Genomic DNA, 24046 nt, shown 5'->3' on the forward strand with positions numbered 1-24046 from the left:
CAACCCTCCTTAAATCACAACCTCAAATCTGTGCCATTGGTGCTGACGGGGGACACCCGCGCATCTCGATCTGCCCGGCGGTCCAGTGTTCGTCCCTCGACCGGGCGCGGCGGCGGCTCTTCTGCACATCGAGCATCGTGCGCAATGCCGTGGTGTAGAGCCAAGACCGGAACAGGCGCGGGTCATTCAGATCCTTCAGCCTTTGCCATGCCCTGAGGAACGCCTCCTGCGCCAGGTCGTCGGCGTCAGCCGGACTGCGACACGCTCTGTGCAGGAAATGCCGGAGCTCAGCCTGATGGATCCGCACAAGTTCACCATAGGCGGCCACGGCCCCGGCCTGCGCAGCCCTTACCAGGGCCGCATCGTCCATTTCCCGGTCGGCACGCTGCGAGCGGGAACTCATGTCTGGACGGCGCATCACCGTTGATCAACCTAGTCGCCTTTTCGGCTGCGAATAAAGACCGCGCCCAGGCGACCAGCTCCGTGCCCGAGAACGACCGCGCTCAGCGCAAGGACGGGGACCACCACGTTCTGGCCAAAATCGCCGAAGTGGAACACCAGTCCTGCGCCGACAAACCCGATGCCGGAGCCTAGCGACGACAACGCCCGGCGAAGCTCGGCTCCCGGATCGGCGAAACCATGTGCGAGCAAGCCCAGGCTTTCCGTGTCGACCGGCTGCTGAAGGCTGAGAGCCTGCCGGATTGTTTCCTGACGATCGCGGCGGTCCCTGAAGAACAGGACGAAATACACGCAGAAGCAGATGGTGAGCGATGTCAGCATCGCGAACCACACCCAGATCATGGGATCCATTACCAACTCCTTTGGTTTGAGCTAATCAGCGGGGAAAGTGCAGTCAGGTGCCCCGGCGAGGCTGGACGGGGAAAGCGGCAGCTGTCCGGAACCGTCCGGCCGAAGGACAGCGATCCACCGGTCTTGCCTCAGGCTCTTGCGAAACCGCGGTGTCAGCCCATTCCAGAGCCCGGGCGTCCGCCGCAGCCGGTCGACGGGGACACATACCACCTGGTTGCCGGACACGGTCACCGGCAGAGCCTTGAGGTAGCCCAGCAACAGCGCGCAGTCGGGCGAAACAGGCTGTGACCCGCCGACCTTCGAGCAATGCTCTCCGGTCACTCTCGGCTGCACTTGTGCGTACCATCGTTCCTCTGTTTCGGCAGACGTTGTGGAACACGCCCCGCTTGCCAGAATGAAAAGCGGTGCAAACCACTGAATCCTTCCGCGCGGGACAGGGCCTTTTCCCCTGCTGGCAATCTTTCGTCTCGGCATGATGGCATCCCCATTTCAGGACCAAGTTGCCGATAAGACGACGCCGGCATTCGAATTGGATGAAAGATATCAGGGAACGGTCTTCAGGATGAGCGCGGCCTGCTTGCGGCAACGGGCCGGTTCCGCAAGGCGCAATGTCCCTGCGCCTGCAACCCGCGACCGGTCGCCTGCGATGGAGATCGAAGAACCCGCAGGTCCGCATCCCGGGAAGCGGGCATCGGCCCGACACCTGTGGGAACCCATCCGGACCAGCCCCTGCCTTTCGCGGACATCGCGCCGATGCTAGATGCTCGCGGCAAACCGGGGAGAGCGCGAGATGGAGGGGATCCTGACTGGCGGATGCCTGTGTGGTGCGGTTCGGTACAGCTTGCGGGACGGCTTCAGATCCCGTCCCTACGCCTGTCATTGCACCGATTGCCAGAAACGGACCGGGAGCGCGTTCAGCGAGCAAATGCTCTTTGCATTGCAGGATTTCACCGCCGAGGGCGACCTGGACTTCGGTCTCTACAAGCAGCCCAGCGGAAGCCGGTCGACGATCTGGGGATGCGCAAGATGCAAGGCGCGCATCTACGCAACCAGCGACAGGCGCCCCGACCTCGGATCCCTGCGCTGCGGCACGCTCGATAACGCGGTTGCTCTCTTTCCTGCTGCTCATGTCTGGACGAGGAGCAAGCAACCATGGATTGCCCTGCCGGATGGGATCCCGGCCGTACCCGAACAGCCGCAAACCCAGGACGAGTGGCTGGCGCTCGTCGGGCCGAGATGACAGACCGCCTCGCACATCCCGAGCCACCTCTGCATCTCCCCAGTCAGAAAGTTTAAGCTTGACTTAAATTTCATTGGAGGACTTTAAGCGGAAGCTCAAGATTTTCCGTGTCTGCGCGAGGTCAGAAATGCTCAGGGCCGCCTTTCTTCTCGTCGCCGCGATGGGCCTCGCCGGGACATCTGCCGCGTCCGGGTCTCAACGGGCCGACCTCCAGAGCCGTGCCGAACGGCTTGTCCAGCGCCCGGAAGGCGCGCCCCCATTCGTCAACGGCGGCCTCGTCATCGGCGAAAACGGGCAAGTGCTTGTCAGCCATGCCGACGGGTACGCGGACTATCGCCTTCGTGCCCCGCTCGATGTCGACGCCGTTTTTCCGCTAGCCTCCGGGGCGAAGCCGTTCACTTCGGTCGCGATCCTTCAGTTGCGTGACAGAGGGCGTCTCCGGCTTGAGGACGCAGTCGGGAAGCATCTTCCGGGATTTCCCTTTGCCGACATCACGATCCGTCACCTGCTCTCCCATACGAGCGGATTGCCCGATCTCGAGCTCTATGAGCCCCTGATCGCGGCACGTCCCGATCATGTCGTCACGGGCTCCGACCTGGTGCCCGCGCTCAGGGCATGGAAGGAACCCTTGCGGTTCGCGCCGGGAACAGAATTCAGGTATTCCAACATCAATTACCAGCTCCTCGCCCGAATTGTGGAGGTGGTCTCGGGCCAGAGCTTCGGCGAATACATGCGCGAACGTGTCTTCCGTCCGGCGGGGATGCGATCGAGCTATGTGCGGGGCACACGTGCGATCGGCGCGCATCGGGAGCCGGTGACCCGGCACACGCTCGCCGTGATGTTCCGGACCGAGCCCGAGGATGTGAGCCGGCTCGGCTATCGCGATGCCGTCATGATGCGACCCTTCCGCTATGAGGGCTTCAATCTGGGAAGCACCGTCGGCGATCAGAACCTTTTCTCGACGCTCGGTGACCTGGTGAAGTTCGATAAGGCACTGAGCTCGGCGAAAATTCTCTCGCTGAAATCCCAGGAGGAGGCCTACGCACCTGTCCGCTTCAATGACGGACGCATCTATGATGAGCCCGGGATCTATGAGCTCTATGGCGCTCGCTGTTCCTACGGCTTCGGCTGGGAAGTGTGCCGCCACCCCGAACGTGGACGGCTGGTTGGCCATGCCGGCTTCAGCCGCGGCATAGCGACGATGCTTTATCGCGAGCTCGACAGCCGCCGTGTCGTCGTGATGTACGACAATGGCGACGGTGGCGCATTCGGGCCGCGCTTCGCGTCTCTCGTCAATGCCGTGCACGGAAAGCCGGCACTCGATCTGCCCCTACGTCGCTCGCTCACCCGCGAATATGGCAGGACCCTTGTTTCCGAGGGGCCGGTCGCGGCGCTGATCCGGTTCAATAGGCTCAAGTCCGATACCGAAAGATGGACCACGACCAGCGCCGGGATGAACCAGCTCGGGTATGATCTGCTCCGCAACGGGTACGAGGCGCTGGCGCTTGACGCCTTTCGCCTGAACCTTGTGCTCAATCCCGACGATGCGAATGCTTACGACAGCTACGGCGAGGCGCTGGCGGTGAACGGCCGGCGGGGCGATGCCATCCTCGCCTATCGCCGCGCCCTCGAGCTCGAACCGGACAACAAGGCCCGTCGGGCAGCACTCGACAGGCTCGAGCGCGAGAGCGTTGAACCAGCATCATGAACGACCATTAGCCGGAAGCGCATATGCTTCGGGCGTCAGTCATCCAGATCCAGGATGTCGCCGGGCCTGCACTCCAAGACCTCGCAGAGCTTCGCGAGGGTTTCGAAACGGACGCCTTTCACCTTGCCTGAGCGGAACAGCGAAAGGTGCGTTTCGCTCACGCCGATTTCAGCCGCAAGGTCCTTGGCCTTGATGCCCCGCGCCACGATCACGGCGTCAAGCGTTACCCTGATTGCCACGCTCAGAAAATCTGCTCGAGTTCGGCCTCGGCTTCGGCCGCCCGTTCCATCAGCCGGCCGAGGAAGCTGAGGCCCACACCGATCGCGGCAATGATGAGAGTGGCAACATCATGATCGATCAGTCTGGTCCGCGGCTCTGCGAGAAGACTGAATACGGCAGGCAAGGCGAAAAGCGCAAGAGCCGCTCCCGCGATCAGGCAGAACCCGACACGCTTGATCGACCGGACCGCGAGTGGCCCGAAAGGCACCCCCTGTGCAGCCGCTGCGGCGGCCTCGCGAAGCTGCCACAGGGCAGCGAGATAGAGAAACGAAGGGGCCGAAAGCAGTGCCTGAAATCCCACCGCACCGGCGCGATCTTGGATCGTCGCTGCACCGGAACCGAACAGGCCCGCATAGGCCGCGCGCTCCGCGACGATGACAAAGGCGAGAAACAGAACGAGCGCGCTCAGGAAGCGCTGCAGCCTCGCCGCGAACGCGCGCAAGGCATCGGCATTGCGGGGGGTGGTTGTCATGGCCGAGCCCTAGCAAAATTTAGGTGCGAGTTAAACTCTGGATTGTCTTTAAGTCTCAGTTAAATTACTGCAGGCGGCAGGAGAACCATCCATGGCCAATCGCATTCTCTCGCTCGACGTGCTCCGGGGCTTCGCGCTGTTCGGGTTGGTGATCGTCAACGCGCCGTTCTTTGCCGCGCCGCTGGTCTCGGTCGCCAACCCGACCTACGGACCACTTGCCGTGGACGGCGCAGCGCTCTGGTCATGGGCGATCCCCCACGTGTTCTTCGAGTACAAGAGCGTCGCGCTCTTCACGATGCTCTTTGGCGTCAGCCTGTATCTGGTCGGCGGCGAGAGCGGTGATCCGGCGCGCTCACCGGTACTTCGCCGCAGGCTTGGCTGGCTTGCGCTGTTCGGTCTTCTCCATGGCGCCCTCGTCTGGTTCGGCGACATCCTGCTGTCCTATGCGATCGCGGGCGCCATCATACTCGGCGCCCGGTCATGGCCGGTCTCCCGTCTCCTGTCGGTCGGTACTGCGCTCGTTCTGCTTTCTGCAGCACTGCTCGCGGCGCTTGTCCTGTGGCAATCGGGCCTACCTCCGGCGGAACTGGCTGCGATGAAGGCAATGGCCTGGTCCCCGACTGCCTCGCAGCATGCTGATCAGCTCGCCGCCTTCCGGAGCGACCTTGCCTCCACCCAGCTGGCCAATGCCGGCCTTTGGGCCGAATTGCAGGTCCAGATCCTTGTCCTGCTGACGCCGCGAACGGCGGGGCTGATGATGATCGGCCTTGCCCTGTTCCGGACCGGCTTCCTGTCGGGTGAGGCGACGAACCGCACCTATCTTCGCTTCATCGCTGTCGGAGCGCTGGCGCTTGCCGGACTGGCATGGAACGGGTTCGGGATCATCGCGGCGGATTTCCCGATGATCCGCACCCAGGGCTGGGGTAACCTCGTGTCCTCCCTGCTCTCACCATTCGTCGCCCTTGCCTATGCTGCCGGCCTGATCCTGCTGCTGCGCTCGGCCCGGCTCCGGCCGCTGACCTCTGCACTGGCGGCAACCGGCCGGATGGCGTTCACAAACTACATTACGCAGTCGCTGGTTCTCAGCATGCTTTTCTGGAGCGGACGGGGCCTTGGCCTCTATGGCGAGCTGTCGCGTCCGGCGGTGATCGCCATCGCCGCCGGCCTGTTTGCCGTGCAGGTTGGCTGTTCGGTCCTGTGGCTGAAGCGGTTCGGCAAGGGGCCCCTCGAGGTGCTTTGGCGCCGGCTCAGCGGCGATCCCGCAATTCCGGCAAGGGCAACATGGCACGAGCCCCCCCTCGCCATCGAGAGTTGTGGCCTGACAAAGCGATACGGGCGGCAGGTCGCGGTGCAGGATGTGTCGCTGACTGTGCCGGTCGGCGCGACCTACGGCTTTCTTGGTCCGAACGGTGCCGGCAAGACCACGACGATCCGCATGCTGCTCGGTCTCGTCAGGCCGAGCGAGGGAGCAGTGGCGATTTTCGGCCACGACGTCCAGCGCGACCGGATGAAGGCTGCGCGGCAAGTCGGCGCGTTGCTCGAGGCCCGTGCCACCTATGATCACCTTTCCGGTCGATCCAACCTCGATATGACCCGCCGCCTCCTGAAACTGCCCGCCAGCGAGGTTGACCGTGTTCTCGCCCTTGTCCGCCTTGATCATGCGGCACACCGCCGCGTGGGGCACTATTCCCTCGGCATGCGGCAACGCCTCGGCCTTGCCCGCGCCCTTCTTGGCCGGCCACGGCTCCTGATTCTGGACGAGCCGCTCAACGGGCTCGACCCCGAAGGTATCGCCGAGATGCGCGAGACGATCCGGGCTCTTCCCGAGACCGCCGGAATCACGGTTTTCCTCTCCAGCCATCTGCTTTCCGAAGTCGAGCAGGTGGCGAGCCATATCGGGCTCATGCGCGCCGGGCGGTTGGTGGCGCAGGGGCCCCTCGCGGAGTTCCGGCAGCTTGCGGCCCCTGACCTGATCCTGCGCACCAGCGATATGCGCAGGACATCGGAACTGCTTGGCAGTCAGCCACTCCGCTTCGAGACGGTGCGGGAAGGCCTCAGGCTTGTCGGCAGCGGCACAGACAGCAAGGCTGCGCGTGTTGCCCGGCTCGTGGCAGGGGCTGGTATCGAAATCTACGAACTCACGCCGCAGCGGACAGACCTTGAACAGCTCTACAACCGCTTTGCTGCAGGAGAAGCTGCATGATGATCCTCCCCTGCCTGCTCAACGAGATCCGGAAACTGCGCGGCACGCTTGCCCTGCTGCTCTGCGTTGTTGCCCCTTTGCTCGTAGCGATTGTCGCGGTGCTGATTGCCGCCAGACAGGGGGAGCCGGACTGGCTTGCCCTGCTAACCAACGCTTTCGGCCTGTGGGCCTATCTCGCCCTGCCGATGACCATCACCGCCCTCTCGGCGCTTGTCGCGCAGGTCGACCATGGTGCCCGGATCTGGGATCATCTCTTTGCATTGCCGGTGCCGCGAGGTGCCATCCTGCTGGCCAAGGTGATCACCCTCACCCTTCTGGTCGGCATCATGTCCGTCCTGCTGGCCATGGCGGTGTTCGCGCTCGGGACGCTGGCAGGCGCGGCAGGTCCGTTGCCGCTGGCCGAGGCGGCGAGAATGGCAGGCATGCAGTGGGCCGCGTCGCTCATGGTGGCCGTCGTCCAGCTGTGGGTCGCGCTGAGGTTCCGGAGTTTCGTGGCGCCGGTTGCCCTTGGCTTCGCGGGTACGTTTCTCGTCGTTGCAGCGATGGGCGCGCCTGAAGCAATCGTGCTGCCGTGGGCCATGCCTCTTGCGACACTGGAGGTGCCGGGCGGCAATCCGGCAGTGGCTCTCGTGGCGGGTCTGGGCGGAGGGCTGCTGCTGCTGCCGGTCATGATCCGGCACCTTGCGCGGCGGGATTACTGACCGGCTGTCGGGTTCTTCGGCGAAGCAAGGAGAGCGGCATCGAGCACCTTGTACGCCCGGCCCCGGCAATCGGCCTCGGCGAAGTTGGCAAGGCAGATCACGGTAAGCTGCCGATCCGGAACACGCACCATGAACGTCGAGACGCCGTAGTCGCCGCCCTCGTACCAGATCGTGGAGAGACCATCATGAATGCCGCGTACGAGACCAAAGGCATCGTTGGTCTTCGGATGGGCGTAAGCCCGGGTGGAGAGCATCGTCCGGGTGAAATCCTCTCCGAACCTGTGGTCGCGAAAAAGCGCAGCGTCCCACCGCGCCAGATCGGCAAGCGTCGAGAACATCCCGCTTCCGCCGTAATGGGGCGAGAGCCGCGGTGCCTCGCGCCATTCGCCCGCACCGGATGCAGGGACATAGGCGCGCGCCGTTCCCGGGCGTTGCTCCAGCGGTGCATCGACCCAGGTCCGGCGCATGCCGAGGGGCGCGAAGAAGCTGACCTGCATATGGTTCGGGAAACTCGTCCGGTTCTGGCGCGCCACCAGCTCCGCGAGGATCTGGTAGTTGCTGTTGGAATAGGCCCAGCGGGTACCGGGCTCGAAAACGAGGCCGGCGCTGCCGAAGACGGCAGCAAGCGCGTCCTCGACAGTGAACCCGTTTTCCGATGCCCACCCGCCCCTCGGCGCGGGAAGCGTGAAGTATTCGGGGACGCCGCTGGTCATGTAGACCAGATGACCGACGGTCACCGGCTCCATGAACTCCGGCAGTTCAGGCCACCTGCGTCGGATCGGATCATCGAGCGTCAGCCGCCCCCGGCTTATCTCAAGGGCGATGGCAGCGGCCGTGAACTGCTTGGAGAGCGATGCGAGATTGAAGGCGGTATCGGCGCCGATCCTCTCGCCGGTCCGGAGATCGGCGAGGCCGTAGCCCCGCGCGATGACCAGCTCACCGTTCCGGATCACGCCGATCGCATAGCCGGGGCGGGCCGGTACGATATCGGCGAACAGGTCATCGACCCGGGTCTGAAGTGCCACCTCGTCCCCGCGCGCTGCCTCCTTTGCTCCACACCCAGCGGCAAACAAGCCAGCGATGATGATGAGCAGTCCGGTCACGCGCCTCATCGCAGCACCTCCCTAGCGCCATGGCGGGTGACGCAAGATATAACAGCACTGTTGAATCTCTCAAGCGGCAGCCTGAGTCACTGTTCAACCTGCACCGCGCGTCCGGGAAGTTTCGGCGATACGCTCACGCAGGCCCTTGCGGTGGAGAGCGTTGATCGCCGTGACCAGGGCCCGGTCGAGCGGCACGCCCGTCTCCTCCATGAGGTCGGCGAGGGCGCGCGCCGTGGCAGACCAGTGTTCCCGAATACGCGGGAGCATCGCTTCCGCCTTCTCGCTCAGGGACGCGATCCGTTCTCGGCGATCATTGCCACGTGTCACGATCACGAGGCCAAGCCGCTCCATCTGCGCGATCGTCTGGCTGGCAGCGGAATGGGTAAGCGGCGCGCAGCGCGCGATCGTTGTGATGCTACTCGGGCCGCGATCGGCAAGAACCCGCATCACGGGCGTAAATCTGGGACGGTAGTCCAACCCGTCCGAGCGGTAGACGGCCAGCATCCCCGCATCGAGCAGGTCAAGCATCTCCTGCAGAAGCGATCCGAGCGTACGCACCTCTTCCATAATCTAACAGTCCTGTTATATTCCGCGCCATCGGTCACCGACGGCCCGCGTGCGCGGATAATGGCCGGATGACCAGAGACCTAGCGCATGAGGAACCTGGAATGTCACCCGTAATCTCAAGACGCGCCTTCACCGCCGGCATGATGGCCACGATCGGCCTTTGCGGGGTCGGCCACGCCCGGCAGGACCTGTTGATCGCGCCTGATGTCCTATGCTCCGACTTCGATGAACTTTATGAGCGTCTGGCACGGGTCCATTTCGATCTGTTTGCTCACAGGTCCCGTGCCGAGCACGACGCCCTCCACGCCGCGCTGCGCGAACGCATGACACGCTCCATGCCCGTCGACGAGGCGATCAGGTTGTTCCAGCGTTTCGTCGCCTTCGGCCGGGTGGCTCATAGCCGCATCGACGCGGCCAGCGACGCCTATCGTGCCTTCCGCCAAGCGGGAGGCCCTGCCTTCCCGCTCACCTTGCGGGTCAGGGACGATCGCGTGTTCATCATGACCAACGCCAGCGACCAGTCCGAGCTGGCGCCGGGCGACGAGGTCCTGTCGATCGAGGGTGAGAGGGCTACGACGTTCATCGATGGGCTTTGGTCCGATCTGTCTGCGGATACTCGCTACATGTTCCACAGCATGATCGAATGGGAACTGCCGCGGCTGATCTGGCAGCGCCTCGGTGCCGTGCCTGCGATCCGCCTGAAGATTTCCCGTTACGGCGAGGACGGGCGAGAGGTGCTCGTCAGGACCCGGACGCGTGCGGAGATGGGTGCCGCGACGTCGCAGATCCCCCTGCTGGATCCGGCAGCATCAGACCGGACCTGGCGGCTCATCGACGATGCGATCGGCTATTTCCGGCCTGGTCCTTTCTACGCAGCCGAGAACCCCGATGCGATGTACGACAACACCGCCTTCGTCGGCCTGGTGGACAGGGCTTTCTCCGATCTGATCGACAAGGGTGCGGGCAAGGTCATCATCGACCTGCGTGACAACCCCGGCGGAGACAACTCCTTCAGCGACCACCTCGTCTCCTGGTTCGCCGACCGGCCGTTCCGCTTCGCCAGCGCGTTCAGGATCAAGGTGACACCCGAGACGGTCGCATCCAACGCCGCCCGCCTTTCCGTTGCCGGCAACGACCCCACCGGAATTTCAGCCAAGCTTGCAGAGGCCTATGGCCGCGCGCGCGCGGGCGAGATCATCGATTTTCCCATACCCATCGCGCAGCCACGCGCCGGCCATCGCTATTCGGGCGAGGTCTTCGTACTGGTCAACCGTCACAGCTATTCCAACACGGTCAGTGTCGCCTCGCTGATTCAGGATTACGGGTTCGGCACCATTCTGGGCGAGGAAACCTCGGATCTCGCGACGACCTACGGGGCGATGGAAAGCTTCACGCTGTCACGGACCGGGATCGTCGTCGGTTACCCCAAGGCGAGGATTGTCCGCATCAGCGGCGATCTCACGGGACGCGGCGTCGTGCCTGATGTCAGCATCGAAACGCCTGTTGTCGAGACGCCCGACGACCCGGTTCTGCAGCGGGCGATATCACTCGTCCGCTCGAGTACGAGCGCGGGACCATCAAAGTGAACAGGCGCTGGTTGGGGCCGGCCCTATATCGCTGTAAGTGCTTGGCACGCGGCAGTTCCCGGGCGTGGGCAAGGGGCCGGAAGCTCGATGGAACGACAAGTGGCACATCGGTTCCTGCATCAAGGCGCTTGCCTCTACACTCGCCGCGTGTCTGGCAGAGTTGGCGCATATCAGCCGGAACGCGACGATCGGGCGGATCATTGGGGCGGATTTCCGCCAACCACTGCAAGGGCCCCCGCGAACTGACGGTCGCGTCCCAGCGCCAAGTCTTCTGCGGTGACCCTGACCAGTCGATCGGGAATGATCCCGGCATCAGGCTCCGGCCGTGCCGAGAAGATCCCGACGATCGGCAGATCGACCTCCAGCCCCGTTTCGGGAAGGCGCACGAAAAAGTAGGCGTCGCCATTGATGCCACGCCGGTTGCCGCCGGTCGGTTCGCCGATGATCGTCGCAACGCCCGATCCCGAAAGCGCGTTGGCAAACTGGAACGTGGCTGACGAACAGGCGGCATTGACTAGGACGGCCACAGGCCCGCCGAACCTGCGCCCACGGGGCGAGATTGCCGCCTCATCCGGCGCAGCCTGGACCCGTTCATAGAAGCCTTCGGCGTCCGGGCCCTGTGCTGCCTCCCCCCAGTCACGGAAGCGCCGGTCCCAGGTGTCGAGGAAGGGGTTCAGTTCGGATGGCAGGGCACGGTACCGCAGCCGGCGACGGAACTGGGGAAGCGGCAGGTCTGCCGCAACCAGCCTTTCCAGCAGGTGCCAGCCGCACTCGGTGCCCCCCTCATTGCCGCGCAGGTCGATGATCAGGCCCTTTGCGCCCTCATCGATCAGCCGGTCGAGCACGCCATCGAGATAGGCCTTCCAGTCCCATTTGGACCGGTATGTCGCCCAGTCCCCCATCGTGAGAACTCCGATCCGGTCGGGACGGATCGCGAACGGCCAGTCGAGAGGGGCATCATCGGGGGCCCGGGCCGCCCGGATTTCGGCTTCGGTCAGTGCACCGGCTTCCAGCAACCGTGTGCGGCCCTGAGGGTCGATCAGACCGAGCCTTACGGTTCCATCCTTCCTCGCCGGCTTCAGCAGCGGCCGGAACACATCGAAGGCTGCGTATCGGTCACTCGCACCGATACCGAGCTGGGCAACGCGCTTGGCATCATTGCCGCCGTCCGCGCGCGCCAGGGGGAGCATGGCTGCCAGCAGGTCACGTGCAGGCGTTCCGTCGATCATGGTGATCCGCGAACCCGGTGCCAAGGTGCTCGTGCCCGCCCTGCCACCTGTCACGATCATCTCTCCATCGATCCAGCGGAACGCGAAGGGAAGACGATTGCGGCCGCCGAACAGGGCAGCGGAGGCCGCGTCACTCTGGTTGAACGGGTTGGGGTGGGTATGACCACAGCGGATGCTGGCGGTTATCCGCGCAAGGGCGATGTAGAACTCGCCAAGGCTGCGCTCGCGGCGCGCCCAGTCCTTTGCCGCGACAATACGCTCCGCGAAACCGCCAGGCGGCAGATAACGCAAGAGCCCGGGATGAACGGTCTCATAGGCGCGCTGCAGCAGATCGAGATCCGCGCGCATCTGCGAAGGGCGCAGGCGCCCTGTTTCGGCGGCGTAGAGTACGGTCGGCAGGCCGGTGGCTGCGATGGCTGCAGCACCTCCTGCCATGAAGTGGCGGCGCGAAAGGATCATGCGAGGCTCCTGTCTTCAGACGGAGCTTCCCTCGTCCGGACACCTGCGGCTGTCGCCTCATCAGGCCTCGCCGGGCCTATGATGTGACCTTTGAGCCTTGCACGTTCGCGCGATAGCTGCTCGGCGACATGCCCAGATGCGCGCGGAAGATGCGGTTGAAGCTGGCCTTGGAGCCGAACCCGCATTCCAGCGCCAACCCGAGGAGATCATCCTCGCTGCCCTGTTCCAGCGCCTTGGCAACTGCGCCGGCACGCAGCCTGCCAAGGCATTCGGCAAAACCGCCATGCCCCTCATTCAGCGCCTTCGAAAGATGCGTCGTATTCGTGCCCAGCAGCCGCGCAAGACGGTCGAGATCGAGTTCCGGATCGCGCCACCAGCCTTCACTCTCGAGGCGCGCGAGCCATGTCGCCCCCTGCGCGTGCCAGTCCCGTTCCTCCGATAGATCCATCACTGCGATCGGCGCACTCGAATCGCGCCAGCCCAGCACCCCGATGACGAGGGCCGACATGCCGAGAAGGACATAGAACACGAACAGGTCGAAATAGTCGATCGGCCTCACCAGCAGGTCGAACAGGTCCCAGGCGGCGCGGGCAACAAGAATGACGCCGAGAAAGATCAGGCCGGCGCGCAGGCGGGTGGCGGGGCGGGTGAGACGGCGCCGCGCCGCAAGCCAGTTCCTGTAGGCGTCCAGTTCACGCCAACCAAGGACTGCATAGAAGGTCATCGAGGCGATCACCGCCACCAGAAGGGCAGGACTTAGATAAGGCTGATGGACGTGCTCGTCCCACCAATACTTGGTTGCGACCGGGAATGGAAAAAGCGCTGCCTGATAAAGGAACTGGGACACTGGCGCGATCAGATGAGAACGGCCAATGGGCGTGCCGCGCGACAGGGCGGTGACATGGCCGTAGAGCAGCGGGCCGATCGCCAGCGGCACTGCCAGCGGCGCAGAGGTGAGCCACGGCCAGCGGTCATAGGCACCGGCATAGCCGATGATGAACGGCGTCATCATTCCCGCGACGCAGACCAGCAGCAATGCAAGGTAGCGGTTGGCCATCCGGTTGGCGGGTGTCCGCCATAGCAGGACGCCCAGAACAAGGTTCTGGCCGGCCAGGACAGCCAGAAGGGTGCTCCATGCGCCGAACTGCATCGGGGGTATTGGTGCCGCCAAATCCGCTGGAGTCAACGCGTCTTCTGCATGCAGTGCTCGAGAGGCCGGCGGGTGGGAGCCCTGCTCGGCGAGGATGACAGAAATCCCTTGATCGACGGGCCCGGAATTTACATAAGGACTTATATGACTCGTCTCTCCAGCAGATTGGGAACCCGGCTCCGCGCACTCCTTGCGATGCTCGACGGCGATGTCGAGGCCCTGTACGCCCGGCTTGGCACACCGTTCAGGCCGCGGTTCTACCCGGTCGTTTCCCACCTTCTCGCGGCTGGAAGTGCAACCGTCGGCGAGCTTGCGGGCGCGGCCGGTGTCTCGCAGCCCGCCATCACCCAGACGCTGTCCGAGATGGAGAAGCTTGGGCTCATCGACGTTTCGGTCGCGGATGACAGGCGCGTCCGCTCTGTCGCGCTGTCACAGGCGGGCGCGGCCACGGCCGGCGAGCTGGCCCCGATGTGGCTCGCAATCGATGATGCCGCGGATGAACTCGACCGCGAGCTTCCCTACGCCCTTTCGGCGATACTTGACGCTGCGAGCGACGCGCTGCGCAAGGAGCGCTTCCTTGACCGGATCGACAGGCACACACGGGGAGACTGATATGCTGCGTTTTGCCTTGCCGCTGATGGCAGCCTGCATGATCCTAGGAATGCCAGCCCACGCCCAAACCGGCCAGATCAGCCAGGGCATCGTGCTCATGGAAGCGGACCGGGCACGCATCATCGACAATGCAGCGAGGCTGCTGGAAAGCCGCTATGTCGATGCCGAGCTCGGCAAGCGGCTCGCGCGGCAGTTGCGCCGGGCGGCACCGCGATGGTCGCAGATCGCAGATCCGTCAGAATATGCCGAGGCTGTCACGCGATGGCTTCGCGAGACGTCTGGCGACGGGCATCTCGGCCTCAATTACAGCATACAGCCGATCGCCGAAGCGGGGGGCGAGGAGGCCTTCTCGGCCGGCGAAATGGAACGATGGTATGGTGCGCACCTCAATCACGGGATCGAGAAGATCGAGCGCCTCGAAGGCAACATCATGCTGTTGGATCTCCGGGTATTCCCGCCGGTATCAATGGCGGGCGACGTCTTCGCCTCCGCGATGAACGTCGTCGCACAGGGCGACGCGCTCATCATCGATCTTCGGCGCAACGGCGGCGGAGCGGGGGCGGGCAGTCTGGTGACCGGCTATTTGCTGGATGAAGGTCAGCCGTTGAGCGGAGGCTACGATCGTCCGACCGACAGGATGTCGGCCAGCACCTCGCCCGTGTGGGTCCCCGGAAGAAGGTTCGGCACGAAAAAGCCGCTCTATATCCTGACCTCGCGCCGCACCTTCTCGGCTGCCGAGGCCTTCGCCTATGACCTCCAAGCCCTCGGGCGCGCCATTATTGTGGGCGAGGTTACTGGCGGGGGTGCGCACCCGTTCGAGTACCGGCGGGTCCACCCGCACTTCGCGCTGGATCTGCCGGAAGGAAAATCCATCAATCCGATAACCGGAGGCAATTGGCAGGGAACGGGCGTTAAGCCTGACGTTGTTGTCCCTGCCGACGAAGCGCTTGAGAAGGCTCTGGAACTTGCGCGGGCACGGCTTGCCCCCTTGGAAGCGAAGCGGTGATGCGCAGCAAGGGGCGATGGCAAAGCTTCTGACTGGCGTTGCCTGTTTCGCCGTGACTGCGCTTGCTGGCTGAGTGTCTGGACGGACAGTCATTCAACCGGCCAAGGAGGATATCATCGGGCTCGATGTGCCGATCGAGCGCTACCTCGCGCCCCCGCTGCCGCTCGACACCGACCCGAGATCGAGGATCGCTACGCGCACCGGAGCGGCCTTGCCGGGGATGCCCCAAAATATCCCGAACCCGTCGATATGGGGGGATTTTTCAGGTTGCGGGTCCTTCACCCAAGCATCTCAAAGCCGCGCGAATCCAGCGACTGAGCAGCCATTTCAGAAGCGGAACCCCGACATTGTTCGAGTCCCACCTTCCAAGATTTTATGGTTTATGTTTAGATATTTACTTCAATGGTAGCGGAGGAGGGACTTTTGGCTAACCGTTAAGCATATGACTTGAAGTTAAAAATTTAGACAATGGCCATTATGCTACCCCCTTGAATACCCCCACTCTTTAGCCATGCGGCAAGGTGATCAGAATTCTAGACGATCGGCCATTCGCGGACGATCAGCGGTTCCTCTCATTGTCCCGAAGTCCGCAAATAGTCCATTTGCCAAATAGCTGTTTCCAGACGTAGGAATGCCCACAGCTGCGGTCAGATCATTCACTCAGCATCGACTGCTCGCGAGGACAATCCTCGCAGCCATTGGCAGGAATGGATCGAAAGTTGAGGCTCCCGACTGGTTCACACAAGGATCGTGCGCTGCCTCATTTAGCCGCGCCTTCCGTCAAATTCGATAAAAATTCATGACCCTTCGAGTGACGTCGCTGAAATATAATAAATCTCATGCCGATCAGTTAGGATTCCTGGGTTTTCTGTTGCCGTCCCATGCCTGTCTTGGCCACACCTCCACATAATGCGCGAACACACCCTTCCGCCGCGACCTATGCCCTTCCGAAAGGACGTCTGACATGCCTCGTATCCTGATGATTGCCACATCCGCCGATCGCATGATCCCCGGTGATGAGCCCACTGGCGTGTGGCTCGAGGAACTGACCACGCCCTACTATGCCTTTCGCGATGCCGGTGCCGAAGTAACACTCGCCTCGATCACGGGCGGGCCGATCCCTGTCGATGCGCGGAGCCTCGGTCCGCGCGGCGAAAATGATGCCTCGGTTGAGCGCTATCTCGACGATCCAAAGCTCCAGGCCGAAGTGGCCACGACGCCCGCCTTTACCGCGGTCGATCCGTCAAGCTTTGATGCCGTGTTCTTGCCGGGCGGGCATGGCACCATGTTCGACTACCCGGAAAACCCGCAACTTGCGCAACTGATCGAACGGTTCGACCGCGAGGGCAAGGTCATTGCCGCCGTATGTCATGGTCCTGCGGGGCTGGTGGCGGCGCGCAAGCCTGACGGAACGCCGTTTGTCGCAGGTCGCCGGCTCGCCGCCTTCACTGATAGCGAGGAGCGCGCCGTCGGCCTCGACCAGGCCGTCCCCTTCCTGCTCGAAACCCGGCTTCGCGAGTTGGGTGCGCTGCACGAAGGGGCCGGCGATTGGGAGGCCTTTGCGGTGCGGGACCAAAGACTGGTGACGGGACAAAACCCCGCATCGGCAACCCGCACTGCGGCGCTGGTCATGGAAATCCTGAACGAAGGCGGAAGCTGATCGGTGGCACGGCCGAGGAGCGCCCGGGACGGTGCCTTAACCCATGCGGTCCCGCCGCCATCTGCCCGGCGTGTCTCCCATCAAGCGACGGAACGTCTGATTGAAGTGCGCCTGTGAGGCGAAGCCTGCGGCGAGTGCGACTTCAACCAACGGGATGGCGGGATCACCAAGCAGGTCGACTGCCCTCAGCGTCCGGCGCCAGATGACAAACTGGTAGGGTGTGCGCCCGGTTTCCCGCTTGAAACAGCGGATGAAATGGCACCGCGACATACCCGCTTCCGAAGCGATGTCGTCGACCCGCAGGGGGCCGTCGATGTTGCGCTCGATGAAGCTGATTGCACGGCGCAGGCGGACTGGTGCCATTGCCATCAGCCGCTCATCCGCACTCTTATGCGAATGGAACCTCGTCAGCACTTCGACCGACGAGCCTACTGTTTCGGCGTCACCGTAGTGCAACATGACTCGAGCCTCCTTGGAATTGTGAATGGCACGAAGACATTGCTAGAATGGCGGGCCGCCGACGGATTGCAGATTTCAAACCGTAGGCTGAAAATGTGTCCGGCCCGCTTTCCCGGGGCCACGTCAGGTCTGTGGGTTGGCGGCGAGCGTGCCAATAATTTGACCAAGCTCCTCCAGCTGTTCGTGCGTCCAGCCGACGCGCAAGGCGCAAAGGTACGCTTCATCCACCACGCGTTGATTGCCAGACTGCAATGCGCAGGCATAGGCAATCGCAGCATTGGTCCGTACTTCAAAGCTGCGTTTCTCGAGCGCAGCATCGATCTCTGCTCCAGTAAGCCCCGAGCTGCGGGCGTCACGCTCAAGTGCTGACAAAGTACGACTGCAGCCGCAGTCGCTCTTCAGGGCGAGCCTGACCTGAACCATGGTTCGGCTGGTGAGGGAATGAGTCATGTGCGCGAGTTCTCGGTTACAGGCCTGCCTCATCAGGCCTTGTCGGGCAGACAAGGCAGGCCACATGGCGTTTTGTCAGAAGTTGTAGCTGATCCCGAAAAGCGTCTGGTGACGCTCGTAATCGCCACCGTTGTTGCCGAAGTCGCTGTAGCGGTATTCGGCGCGGGCAGAGATCTTGTCGGTGATGGCGTATTCAACCCCGCCGCCGACCAGCCAGCCGTCGAGGTTCTCGCTATCGCGCAGGATACCGGTGCCGGTGTCGAGCGAGGTGCGAACACGGTTGTTGGCATAGCCGCCGCGGACATAGACCAGCGCCTTGTCGCTCACGAGATAACCGGCACGGGCGGTGAGGTCGAAGCTGTAGCGCGGGTCGATGGTGAGGTCATTTCCAGCCGAAGCCGTGCGGATACGGTCATCGACGGTGGCGGTGAAGCCGGCTTCGGCACCGATCACGACCTTTTCGGATAGCTTGTAGTTGTAGCCGGCATAGCCGCCGAGAACCAGGGCATCGCGGCTGGCTTCGGCATCGATCGCCTGGCTGTTGATGCTGGAATCGACTTCACCGCGATCCCAGCCAGCGGTCACGCCCACATAGGGACCGTCGAAAGTGTCGGCCTGAGCGGGCACCGCAAAGACGAAACCCGCGCCAAGAATGGCGAGCGGAAGCAAGGTGTTCTTCATCGATATTCTCCAATTCAAACCCCGAGGCGGGGACGAATTGGCAATAGATGCACCGGACATCGCCGATAATTCGGCTTTGATGGAATGGATTATTCCATCTTCCGAAATTGCCTCAGTTGAAAACGCGATTGGCGCGCAGGCGATCGCGCGCAAAATCGATGAAGGCGCGGACCTTGGCAGAGGCATTGCGCCCGTCCGGATGCACGATGTTGACCGGCAGCGGTGGCTGTTCGAAGTCCTCCAGGACAATCTGCAAGCGACCCTCGATTAGGTCAGGGCCGATCTGGTAGGACAGGGCCCGGGTCAGTCCCCAACCTGATCGCGCCGCGCCGATGGCGGCCTCGTTGGAATTCGAAAACAGCGCGGGCTTCACAGTGACGGCAATCTCGGCCTTGGCCCCGAAGCGCCATTCGAGTGACGTCCATGCACTGGTCGCAGCAATGATTCGATGGTCTGCCAGATCGCCGGGATGTTGTGGCAGTCCACGGGCTTCAATGTAGTCGGGCGCAGCACATATGACCCGTCTCACCGAGCCGACGCGAATTGCGCTGTAGCTTGAGTCTGGAAGGTGGCCGATCCGAATGGCGACATCGACGCCTTCATCGACCATGTTGACCACCCGATCCAGCAGCAGCATCCGCCCCGTCACCTGCGGATGGAGATCGAGAAACTCGGTCATCAGCGGCATAATGTAGATTTGGCCGAACAGCACTGACGATGTGACCGTCAGAACGCCGGTTGGTGTGGCGTAGGACCCGGCAGCGGCAGCCTCGGCTTCTTCAATCGCCGCAAGGATGTGGCGGCAATCTTCGAGATACCGCGCCCCCGCCTCAGTCAACTTGACGGCGCGGGTGGTGCGCGTGAGCAGGCGAGCGCCGATCAGGTCCTCAAGCGCGGCGACGGCGCGGGTGACGGCCGGAGGGCTCATGTGGAGCTGACGCGCGGCCTCGGCAAATCCTCCGGTTTCCGCGATCCTGACGAAGACACGCATCGCGTGGTATCGGTCCATAGCCCACCTCTCTGCTTCAATGCGAACCGTGATGCGGTACAATTGCGACGATCACAAGATGATCGTTTCAGCCAGTGCAACGCTTGCGCACTTTGAGAGTAACGATCCTCCTCGACATTCGCAGCGCACGACTGTCCTCAACCACAGTTTTGCTCAGACTGATCGCCCTTGGCCGTTCCACTTTTTGAAATACTGACTTGAGGCCTTTCCGCATTCTGTGTCCGCCGGGCCTAGTTTAGTTCGTCTCGCGTCGACCCTGAACGACAGCAACCCGGCAATCGAACCAAGGAAAGGTCAACGCCATGAAGCTCTATCACCACCCGCTCTCCGGCCATGCGCACCGCGCGCGTCTGTTTCTCTCACTCATCGGCGCACCGGTTGAGGTCATCGATGTCGATCTCGCCGCTGGGGCGCACAAGGCACCGGATTTCCTGGCGCTCAACCGTTTCGGCCAATTGCCGGTGCTGGTCGATGGCGACATCGTGATCGCGGATTCGAGCGCGATCCTCGTCTATGCGGCGAAGAAGTTCGCCCGCACCGACTGGCTTCCCGAAGCCCCCGCTCAAGCGGCAGCGGTGCAGCGCTGGCTCTCGGTCGCGGCCGGTCAAATCGCCTTCGGCCCGGCGGCGGCACGGCTGGTCACTGTCTTCGGCGCGGGTTTCAACCCCGACGAAGTGATCGCCCGCGCGCACGGCGTGCTCAAGGTCATCGACGCTGAACTGGAAGGCCGTGACTGGATCATCGGTAGCGCCGCACCGACCATCGCCGACATCGCGCTCTACAGCTACATCGCCAACGCGCCGGAGGGAAATGTCGATCTGGCCTCCTACGCCAATGTCAATGCCTGGCTTGACCGGGTCGCCGCCCTCCCCGGCTTCGTCGCCTTCCAGCAGACTGAAATCGGGCTGCGCAAAGCCGCCTGACGCACCTTTGGGGGCGGATTGTCGCAAGGATGATCCGCCCCATTCAACCGACCAGGAGCCAATCGATGACCGCAACCGAACCACTCAATGCGCTCGCCCATCCGATCTGGCATCCGGGCGAGGTGGCGGTGCAGCAGCGGCTCGGTGTGGCCGAGCGCATGGCCAAGGCTGCGCCGCGGATCATTTTCGATCACATGCCCGATCAGCACCGGGACTTTTACACCTCGCTCCCCTTCATGATGATCGGCACGGTCGATCCGGCGGGCGATGTCTGGGCCTCGCTGGTGATGGGCAAGCCGGGCTTCATCCGCTCGCCCGATCCGCGCTCGCTCCTGATCGGCCACCGGCCCGATCAGAGTGACCCCGCGGCTACCGGCATCGCCGAAGGTGCCGCGATCGGCATGCTCGGCATCGAGCTGGCCAACCGGCGGCGCAACCGCATGAACGGGACCGTGCATGGCGTCAGCGCGGAAGGCTTTGCCGTCACCGTCGGCCATGCCTTCGGCAATTGCCCGCAATATATCCAGCTGCGGGACTTCGCCTTTGCGCGCGATCCGCAAGCACCTTTGACCATCGAGGCCGAGGAACTGCCCGCGCTCGATGACGCGGCGCGGGCGATGATCGCTGCGGCCGACACCTTCTTCGTCGCCTCTTACGTCGATCTCGATCATGAGCGGCAGGTCGACGTGTCGCATCGCGGCGGCAAGCCCGGCTTCGTGCGGATCGGTGACGACGGGCGCTTCACTATCCCGGACTTCGCCGGGAATCTGCACTACAACACCTTTGGCAATTTCGTCGCAAATCCGCGCGCTGGGCTGATCTTCATCGATTTTGCCACCGGCGACGTGCTGCAGCTGACGGGCGAACCCGCACTCGAATTCGAGGGCCCGGAGATCGAACATTTTCAGGGGGCAGAGCGCCAGTGGCATTTTACCCCGCGCCGGATCATCCGGCGCCGCGGCGCGCTGCCGCTGCGCTGGCAGGTCCAGTCGTCCGACTATGTCTCGCCCAACACCGCCATGACCGGATCGTGGGAAGACACCGCCGCGCGCATCGCTGCAAGCGAGCTGGCCGCGCGCTGGCGGCCCATGCGGATTGCGCGGATCGAGCAGGAAACGCCCGAGATCGCCTCCTTCACGCTCGAACCCGCGGATGGCGGCGCGATCGCGAACTACAAGGCTGGGCAACACCTGCCGGTGCGCGCCAGTATTGCGGGTGAGGCGGCACCGGTGGTGCGCACCTATACGCTGTCGAGCGCCCCATCGGACGGCACCTATCGCCTCAGCGTCAAGCGACAGGGATTGTTTTCCGGCCATCTCCACGGCCTCAGCGAAGGCAATGTGATTGAGGCGCGCGGGCCGGCGGGCGACTTCTTTATTGAAGGCCATGAGAAGCGCCCGGCGGTGCTGATTGCGGCCGGGGTCGGCATCACCCCGATGCTCGCCATGCTGCGCCAGATCGTGTTCGAGGGGCTGCGCACGCGCGGCACCCGGCCGACCTGGCTGGTCCACGCCGCGCGCAGCCGTGCCCTGCGGCCCTTCGATGGTGAGATCCGTTCGCTGGTCGAAAGGGCCAAGGGCGCGGTGCGTTTCGTCACCGTGCATGACGAACCCGATGCGGGCGAAATCGAGGGTGAGGACTTCACCTGGCAGGGCCGCTTTGCGGCGCCCGATCTCGCGCGGTTCCTGCCGTTTGGCGATTATGATTTCTACATGTGCGGCCCGCCCGGCTTCATGCAGGGGGTCTATGATGGGCTGCGCGATCTCAATGTTGCCGATAATCGCATCCATGCCGAGGCTTTCGGCCCGTCCTCGCTGACGCGACGTCCCGATCTGGGCGCGGACGCGCCCGAACCTGTCCCCGCAGCGACCGAGAGCGTGCCGGTGATCTTCGCCGCTTCGGCGAAGGAAGCGCGCTGGGAACCGGAGGGCGGCACCCTGCTCGAGCTCGCCGAGATGCGGGGCGTGAGTGCTCCCTTCAGCTGCCGCCGGGGCACCTGCGGCATGTGCGCGGCCAAGCTGCTCAAGGGCAAGGTTGCCTATTCCAACAAGCCCTCGGTCGCTGTGGCCGAAGGGGAAGTGCTGGTCTGCTCGGCGGTGCCCCACCGCGACAGCGGTCCGCTGGAGATCGATTTGTGAACTGGACCCTGATCACCCTGCCTGCGCCCGAAGAATTGGTCTGGGGCTATGTCCCACCCCCACGGGTGGATGGCGACAGCGGGCACCGTTGGCTCAGCCCGGCTCTTGCTGGACTTGTCCTAGCGGCGCTCCTCGGCCTGCGGTTGGCCGGGATCGATACCGAGAAGGTCGGGGAACGGCGCCTGCCGCTCGCAGGCCTGATCGAGCGGACCTGCGAAAGCCGCTGTTACGACCACCAGCCCCTGCCACCCGGCAGGGATCGTGCATGAAACCCAATTCCATCCAAGGACAGATACCCATGACAAAAAGAGTGCTCCTGCTTCTGGCCGACGGTTTCGAACCGCTTGAGGCGGCTGGCTTTACCGATGTGTTCGGCTGGGCTGCGATCGACGGCGATGAGCCGGTCGAACTGGTTTCGGCGGGGCTCACCTCGCCGCTCAAGGCGACCTTCGGCTTTTCGGTCATCCCCAACGCACTGGTATCCGAGCTTGAACTGGACAGCTTTGATGCGCTGGCGATCCCCGGCGGCTTCGACGGTGCCGGGTTCTACAAGGAGGCGCTGTCCGAACCTTTCCTTGACGTGATCCGCCACTTCGAGGCGCGCAGCCGTCCGGTGGCCTCGGTGTGTGTGGCTTCGCTGGCGCTGGGCGCGGCGGGGGTGATCAAGGGGCGCAAAGCGACGACCTATCACCAGGTGGGCGGCAAGCGGAAGGCGCAGCTGGAAGCGCACGGCGTGCTGTTTGTCGATCAGGCGGTGGTCGAGGATGGCGGCATGATCACCTCGACCGGCCCCGGCACCGCGATCGAAGTGGCGCTGAAGCTGCTCGAAAACCTCACCAGCCCCGCCAATGCCGCGCATATCCGCCAGCTCATGCGTGTGCCCCGACCCGATCCGGCCTGGCTGACGACGCCGCAGGTGGCCGCAGCATGAGCGTGCGGCCAGTCGACATCGCCTTCACGTCTTCGGTCAAGGCGGCGCAGGAGCGCAAGGGATCGCGCACGATCTACGAGGACATGGAAATGGGCCAGATGATCGACTCCCAGCTCGCCAGCTTCATCGAAGGTGTACGCAGCTTCTATCTCGCCACCGCCAGCGCTGACGGACAGCCCTACATCCAGCATCGCGGCGGCCCGCCGGGGTTCTTGAAGGTGACGGGCAAAACGAGCCTTGCCTTTGCCGATTTCAAGGGCAACCGCCAGTTCATCACCACCGGCAATCTCGCCGAGAACCCCAAGGCCTATATCTTCCTGATGGATTACTCCCAGCGCCAGCGGGTGAAGCTGTGGGGCCGGGCCGAGGTGATCGAAGGCGATGCCGCGCTGACCGCACAGTTGATGCCCCAAGGCTACCGCGCCCGGGCCGAACAGGTGATCCGCTTCGAGGTGACCGCGTGGGATATCAATTGCCCGCAGCACATCCCGCAGCTGTTCCCGGCCGATGCTGTGGCCACCGCTCTTGCCGAGCGCGATGCGCGAATTGCTGCCCTCGAAAGCGAATTTGCAGCATTCCGTAAGACGCAATGATCTCTTGCGGGTTATCTGCGTTCAGTCGACGAATGCGATGAGCTAGATGCAATCAGGATACGGGATCGATGCCCGAT

General features: G+C 63.6%; 25 protein-coding genes. 13 read left to right on the forward strand and 12 right to left on the reverse strand.

Annotation, left to right across the window (positions count from 1 at the left end; genetic code table 11):
* Positions 1–22: 22 nt before the first annotated feature.
* Together AX692_RS11305 and AX692_RS11310 are read right to left on the reverse strand one after the other, a co-directional pair.
* Entirely contained in the window at positions 23–403 is a 381-nt protein-coding gene (locus AX692_RS11305) for an RNA polymerase sigma factor (protein ID WP_196490171.1), read from the reverse strand.
* Between the two features lie 29 nt (positions 404–432).
* Positions 433–810: a DUF6249 domain-containing protein gene (locus tag AX692_RS11310; RefSeq protein ID WP_073974034.1), complete on the reverse strand. Its 378-nt coding sequence runs from the start codon at positions 808–810 to the stop codon at positions 433–435.
* Between the two features lie 790 nt (positions 811–1600).
* Between AX692_RS11310 and AX692_RS11315 the strand changes: the two genes are divergently transcribed.
* Complete coding sequence (locus tag AX692_RS11315; protein ID WP_196490172.1) at positions 1601–2050, forward strand: GFA family protein; 450 nt, start codon at positions 1601–1603, stop codon at positions 2048–2050.
* Positions 2051–2177: 127 nt separating this feature from the next.
* Positions 2178–3758 carry a serine hydrolase domain-containing protein gene (locus AX692_RS11320; protein WP_073974036.1) on the forward strand — a complete coding sequence of 527 codons (1581 nt, stop codon included), beginning with the start codon at positions 2178–2180 and terminating at the stop codon, positions 3756–3758.
* Positions 3759–3793: 35 nt separating this feature from the next.
* Here the strand turns inward: AX692_RS11320 and AX692_RS11325 are convergent, their stop codons facing one another.
* Both AX692_RS11325 and AX692_RS11330 read right to left on the reverse strand, forming a co-directional pair.
* Positions 3794–3997: a helix-turn-helix domain-containing protein gene (locus AX692_RS11325; RefSeq protein WP_073974037.1), complete on the reverse strand. Its 204-nt coding sequence runs from the start codon at positions 3995–3997 to the stop codon at positions 3794–3796.
* Positions 3998–3999: 2 nt separating this feature from the next.
* Entirely contained in the window at positions 4000–4509 is a 510-nt protein-coding gene (locus AX692_RS11330) for a DUF2975 domain-containing protein (protein ID WP_073974038.1), read from the reverse strand.
* A 91-nt stretch (positions 4510–4600) separates the two neighbouring features.
* Between AX692_RS11330 and AX692_RS19035 the strand changes: the two genes are divergently transcribed.
* Entirely contained in the window at positions 4601–6712 is a 2112-nt protein-coding gene (locus AX692_RS19035) for a DUF418 domain-containing protein (protein ID WP_081095266.1), read from the forward strand.
* Positions 6709–7413, forward strand: a complete 705-nt coding sequence (locus AX692_RS11340) for an ABC transporter permease (protein ID WP_073974039.1) — start codon at positions 6709–6711, stop codon at positions 7411–7413. The genes AX692_RS19035 and AX692_RS11340 overlap by 4 nt, the downstream gene beginning before the upstream one ends.
* Here AX692_RS11340 and AX692_RS11345 read toward each other — a convergent pair.
* Both AX692_RS11345 and AX692_RS11350 read right to left on the reverse strand, forming a co-directional pair.
* The gene (locus AX692_RS11345; RefSeq protein WP_073974040.1) at positions 7407–8525 is read right to left on the reverse strand and encodes a serine hydrolase domain-containing protein; all 1119 of its coding nucleotides are present in this window, start codon (positions 8523–8525) and stop codon (positions 7407–7409) included. The genes AX692_RS11340 and AX692_RS11345 overlap by 7 nt on opposite strands.
* Positions 8526–8609: 84 nt before the next feature.
* Positions 8610–9083, reverse strand: a complete 474-nt coding sequence (locus AX692_RS11350; protein ID WP_073974041.1) for a MarR family winged helix-turn-helix transcriptional regulator — start codon at positions 9081–9083, stop codon at positions 8610–8612.
* Positions 9084–9184: 101 nt separating this feature from the next.
* Between AX692_RS11350 and AX692_RS11355 the strand changes: the two genes are divergently transcribed.
* Positions 9185–10669: a S41 family peptidase gene (locus AX692_RS11355; protein WP_196490173.1), complete on the forward strand. Its 1485-nt coding sequence runs from the start codon at positions 9185–9187 to the stop codon at positions 10667–10669.
* 197 nt (positions 10670–10866) lie between these two features.
* On the opposite strand, the gene AX692_RS11360 is transcribed toward AX692_RS11355, so the two are convergent.
* Together AX692_RS11360 and AX692_RS20540 are read right to left on the reverse strand one after the other, a co-directional pair.
* Positions 10867–12357: a S41 family peptidase gene (locus AX692_RS11360; RefSeq protein ID WP_073978498.1), complete on the reverse strand. Its 1491-nt coding sequence runs from the start codon at positions 12355–12357 to the stop codon at positions 10867–10869.
* Positions 12358–12433: 76 nt separating this feature from the next.
* Positions 12434–13507 carry a helix-turn-helix domain-containing protein gene (locus tag AX692_RS20540; RefSeq protein WP_073974044.1) on the reverse strand — a complete coding sequence of 358 codons (1074 nt, stop codon included), beginning with the start codon at positions 13505–13507 and terminating at the stop codon, positions 12434–12436.
* A gap of 144 nt (positions 13508–13651) precedes the next feature.
* Here AX692_RS20540 and AX692_RS11370 point away from each other — a divergent pair, with 144 nt between their 5' ends.
* The 3 genes from AX692_RS11370 (at position 13652) to AX692_RS11380 (ending at position 16785) form a co-directional block, all read left to right on the forward strand.
* Entirely contained in the window at positions 13652–14119 is a 468-nt protein-coding gene (locus AX692_RS11370; RefSeq protein ID WP_196490174.1) for a MarR family winged helix-turn-helix transcriptional regulator, read from the forward strand.
* A 1-nt stretch (position 14120) separates the two neighbouring features.
* Complete coding sequence (locus tag AX692_RS11375) at positions 14121–15125, forward strand: S41 family peptidase (protein WP_073974046.1); 1005 nt, start codon at positions 14121–14123, stop codon at positions 15123–15125.
* A 964-nt stretch (positions 15126–16089) separates the two neighbouring features.
* A complete protein-coding gene (locus AX692_RS11380) occupies positions 16090–16785 on the forward strand; it encodes a type 1 glutamine amidotransferase domain-containing protein (RefSeq protein WP_067401739.1) in 696 nt (231 codons plus the stop codon).
* A gap of 36 nt (positions 16786–16821) precedes the next feature.
* Here AX692_RS11380 and AX692_RS11385 read toward each other — a convergent pair whose 3' ends face one another.
* The 4 genes from AX692_RS11385 to AX692_RS11400 form a co-directional block, all read right to left on the reverse strand.
* A complete protein-coding gene (locus AX692_RS11385; protein ID WP_067401741.1) occupies positions 16822–17244 on the reverse strand; it encodes a helix-turn-helix domain-containing protein in 423 nt (140 codons plus the stop codon).
* Between the two features lie 123 nt (positions 17245–17367).
* Positions 17368–17694 (reverse strand): hypothetical protein, encoded by a 327-nt coding sequence (locus AX692_RS11390; RefSeq protein ID WP_155646311.1) that lies wholly within the window; start codon positions 17692–17694, stop codon positions 17368–17370.
* Between the two features lie 75 nt (positions 17695–17769).
* Positions 17770–18375 carry an outer membrane protein gene (locus tag AX692_RS11395; protein WP_067401745.1) on the reverse strand — a complete coding sequence of 202 codons (606 nt, stop codon included), beginning with the start codon at positions 18373–18375 and terminating at the stop codon, positions 17770–17772.
* Positions 18376–18487: 112 nt separating this feature from the next.
* Entirely contained in the window at positions 18488–19366 is an 879-nt protein-coding gene (locus AX692_RS11400; RefSeq protein WP_230960972.1) for a LysR family transcriptional regulator, read from the reverse strand.
* Between the two features lie 320 nt (positions 19367–19686).
* On the opposite strand from AX692_RS11400, the gene AX692_RS11405 reads away from it, so the two are divergent.
* From AX692_RS11405 to AX692_RS11420, 5 genes are all read left to right on the forward strand, one after another.
* Positions 19687–20307, forward strand: a complete 621-nt coding sequence (locus tag AX692_RS11405) for a glutathione S-transferase family protein (RefSeq protein WP_073974048.1) — start codon at positions 19687–19689, stop codon at positions 20305–20307.
* A 65-nt stretch (positions 20308–20372) separates the two neighbouring features.
* Positions 20373–22445, forward strand: a complete 2073-nt coding sequence (locus tag AX692_RS11410; RefSeq protein WP_073974049.1) for a pyridoxamine 5'-phosphate oxidase family protein — start codon at positions 20373–20375, stop codon at positions 22443–22445.
* Complete coding sequence (locus AX692_RS19680) at positions 22442–22714, forward strand: hypothetical protein (protein ID WP_067401751.1); 273 nt, start codon at positions 22442–22444, stop codon at positions 22712–22714. Before AX692_RS11410 ends, AX692_RS19680 begins: the two co-directional genes overlap by 4 nt.
* A gap of 29 nt (positions 22715–22743) precedes the next feature.
* The gene (locus tag AX692_RS11415) at positions 22744–23376 is read left to right on the forward strand and encodes a DJ-1/PfpI family protein (protein ID WP_067401753.1); all 633 of its coding nucleotides are present in this window, start codon (positions 22744–22746) and stop codon (positions 23374–23376) included.
* Positions 23373–23969 carry a pyridoxamine 5'-phosphate oxidase family protein gene (locus AX692_RS11420; RefSeq protein ID WP_067401755.1) on the forward strand — a complete coding sequence of 199 codons (597 nt, stop codon included), beginning with the start codon at positions 23373–23375 and terminating at the stop codon, positions 23967–23969. The genes AX692_RS11415 and AX692_RS11420 overlap by 4 nt, the downstream gene beginning before the upstream one ends.
* Positions 23970–24046 lie beyond the last annotated feature (77 nt).

Source organism: Erythrobacter donghaensis (assembly GCF_001557325.1).
Classification (GTDB): domain Bacteria; phylum Pseudomonadota; class Alphaproteobacteria; order Sphingomonadales; family Sphingomonadaceae; genus Erythrobacter; species Erythrobacter donghaensis_B.